This is a genomic window from Arthrobacter sp. 01T425 (genome assembly GCF_056398725.1).
Genome location: NZ_JBFTPY010000037.1, coordinates 1 through 2,441 on the forward strand (window position 1 = coordinate 1; position 2,441 = coordinate 2,441).

The window sequence follows — 2,441 nt, forward strand, 5'->3', positions numbered from 1 at the left end:
GTCCCATCCCGAACCCGGAAGCTAAGACCCACAGCGCCGATGGTACTGCACCCGGGAGGGTGTGGGAGAGTAGGTCACCGCCGGAACACCATTAACGGTCGAGGACCCCCACCACACGTGGGGGTCCTCCCGCATTTAACCCCCCTCTCAGGCAGGGCCGGGACCCCGGCCCCGGAGCCCGGGCCCACGGCCGGCTGCCCCCAAACCGGGCCGGTACACGGCCAGATGCCCCCGGGCCGATAATCGCCTTGGTGCCCGATCGCCGGTGCGGGGCCCTACGACGTCGTATGCTCCACCTTGAAGGAGGCCCCGCGTTGCTGGAGTAACGTACAGGCCGGACACGCCTGGACGGCCTCATTCGGCATCGGGCACGCCGTCCCCTGCCCCTCCCGCTGACCTGAGCTTCCGGCGTCTGCGCCGGCGCCAGACGATCACCAGGCCAAGCACGACGAAGGGGACCAGCACCCAGCCGCCGATGTCGAGAGCGTCACCGATGGCATTGGCCAGCGCCCCGGCCAAATAGGCGAGAACACTGAGGCTCGCGACCCAGGCAATGGACCCTGTGATGGTCCAGAGCAGAAAATTGGGCCACGGCATCTTGGCGGCCCCCGCGGCAATGGCGCCCCAGAGCCGGACCACTATGACCCAGCGGCCGAAGAACAAGGCTTTGCCGCCGTGCCGATCGAAGAACGACTCGAGCTGGAGGATGCGATTCTCGTCGGCGTGGAAGCGCCGTGCGAGTCGAAGCATCAGCGGACGGCCTCCCACCCGCCCAAGTACGTAGCCAATAGTGCTCCCGAGCATGGCGCCCAGGCTGCCGACCGCGATAACGGCGGCAAGGTTCAGGTCTCCGTGGCGCGCCGAGGCGTAGGCGCCAAGCAGGACGGCCACGGCGGGAAGCGGTACACCGGCGCACTGGGCCAGCACAATCACGAAGACGGCGAAGTAGTACGCCCAGTCGTCCGCAACCCCTGCTTCCGCGGCGAAGTAGGCCGCCCAGCCGAGCGCCATGAAGCGGAGGGCAACTATTCCGGTCATCGCTCACACCTCACTCCGCTGCTCCGCCGTGGTTCATCATGACGGTCCCCGCGCTGCCCGCGTTCTGTCTGCGGTCATAACCCCCGCGACAGCACCGGGATGGCCCTTGTCTACCCTTGCGGCCGGGGCCGCGTCAAGAGCACGCTGCGGACACTGCCCGGCCGGCGGCGGCACAGCGTTTCCGGCCGCGGCGCTAGCCTCGGCCCTCCGGCCGGATCGCCCACAACCACCACCGCCCGCGCCGCTACGACCGCCGGCCCTGCGCCTCTACTACGCCTCCTGCTCTAGGCCCTGAAGACTTACACACAGGCCATGCCCGCCCTCCCTCCTGGTGCGTACGACCTTCAGCACTAAGACGCTTGGTTGGATGCGCTTTCCGAGCATGAAAATGGATTCCGCGCGTGAGTGAAGGCCGTTGATGACACTGCCTGGGATCACGTCGGGTGGGAACACGTTCGCCTGGCGGCCCCGGCAGGCAATGAACACGCGTCTGTCTTGTTCGTCGTGGAACGTGCCGCTCTTGAAGGCGGGTATCCAGTACAGATCACGGATCTGCGCGAGGCATCGCGCCGACCGTTCCGATGCATTGCGCGCGGACTCTGGGGAGTCGATAACACCTTAGACATCGCGAACATGGACTGGGGGGGAGCTCCCAGAAAGCACAGACAGCAAGGGTGACTTCAGGGGGTTGCCTGACAATTCTCGCTGCTTCGACGTCCTGGGAACAGGCTGCGGCCGAATCAATCGCTCGATCAAACCACGAGATCATGCAACTTCCGCCGCGGGTTTCAAGGTCCTTCGCTGATTCCAGGTAGCTGATGTTCGTCAGGTGTTCCCTTCAGCCACGATTTCGGCGGGGTGGCTGCTGTTGGGCCATCAACTCGTCATAGGCCCCGGCGGATGGCAGGCGGCAGTGTTGGACGGAAGGCCGGCGGTGATCGCGGCGGGATCCATGAGCCGGTTCAGGGTCAGGCAAGCCGTCCGACGTCCGGGAACCCGGTTGCGGTACCCCTCGAACAACACTTGGTTCGGAGTCTGGCCCAGAAGGCATCGGAAGCATCCTGCCGCGTCACGCCCCTGTGGCGGCCTGCATTCGACAACACGACGGACTGTTTGGCTGCTTTTGCATGGGCCCGCCATGTGGGGGATCTGCTGGCACGGGGCTGGAGTGATGCACGGCATAGTGGCCGTGCGTGGCGGGGGAGCGTGTGATGAGGTGCGTGGCGGGTGGTTTTGGGTTGTGGTGGCGGGGTATTTGGGTGGTGGGGTGGGTGTGGGGGGTGGAGTTGCGGTGGGGGCGTGGTGGGTGTATTGTTTTCTAAGTCGCCGCGAGGGAGACCAGCGGAAATGCTGGGAACCGGAGGCGGCCAATCCCCTAAATTTCAAGACCGGATCTGGTCGGC

2 protein-coding genes and 1 rRNA gene are annotated in these 2,441 nt (G+C 65.8%); 2 read left to right on the forward strand and 1 reads right to left on the reverse strand.

Translation table 11 applies throughout. The features are described 5' to 3' along the window. Positions 1-86: ribosomal RNA gene (gene rrf, locus AC1DNG_RS21710) — 5S ribosomal RNA — on the forward strand; the annotation flags it as partial. 268 nt (positions 87-354) lie between these two features. Here rrf and AC1DNG_RS21715 read toward each other — a convergent pair. Beyond that, a complete protein-coding gene (locus AC1DNG_RS21715) occupies positions 355-1,038 on the reverse strand; it encodes a DedA family protein (RefSeq protein ID WP_476888315.1) in 684 nt (227 codons plus the stop codon). A 405-nt stretch (positions 1,039-1,443) separates the two neighbouring features. Between AC1DNG_RS21715 and AC1DNG_RS21720 the strand changes: the two genes are divergently transcribed. Then, entirely contained in the window at positions 1,444-1,716 is a 273-nt protein-coding gene (locus AC1DNG_RS21720) for a DUF6924 domain-containing protein (RefSeq protein ID WP_476888316.1), read from the forward strand. Positions 1,717-2,441: the final 725 nt, after the last annotated feature.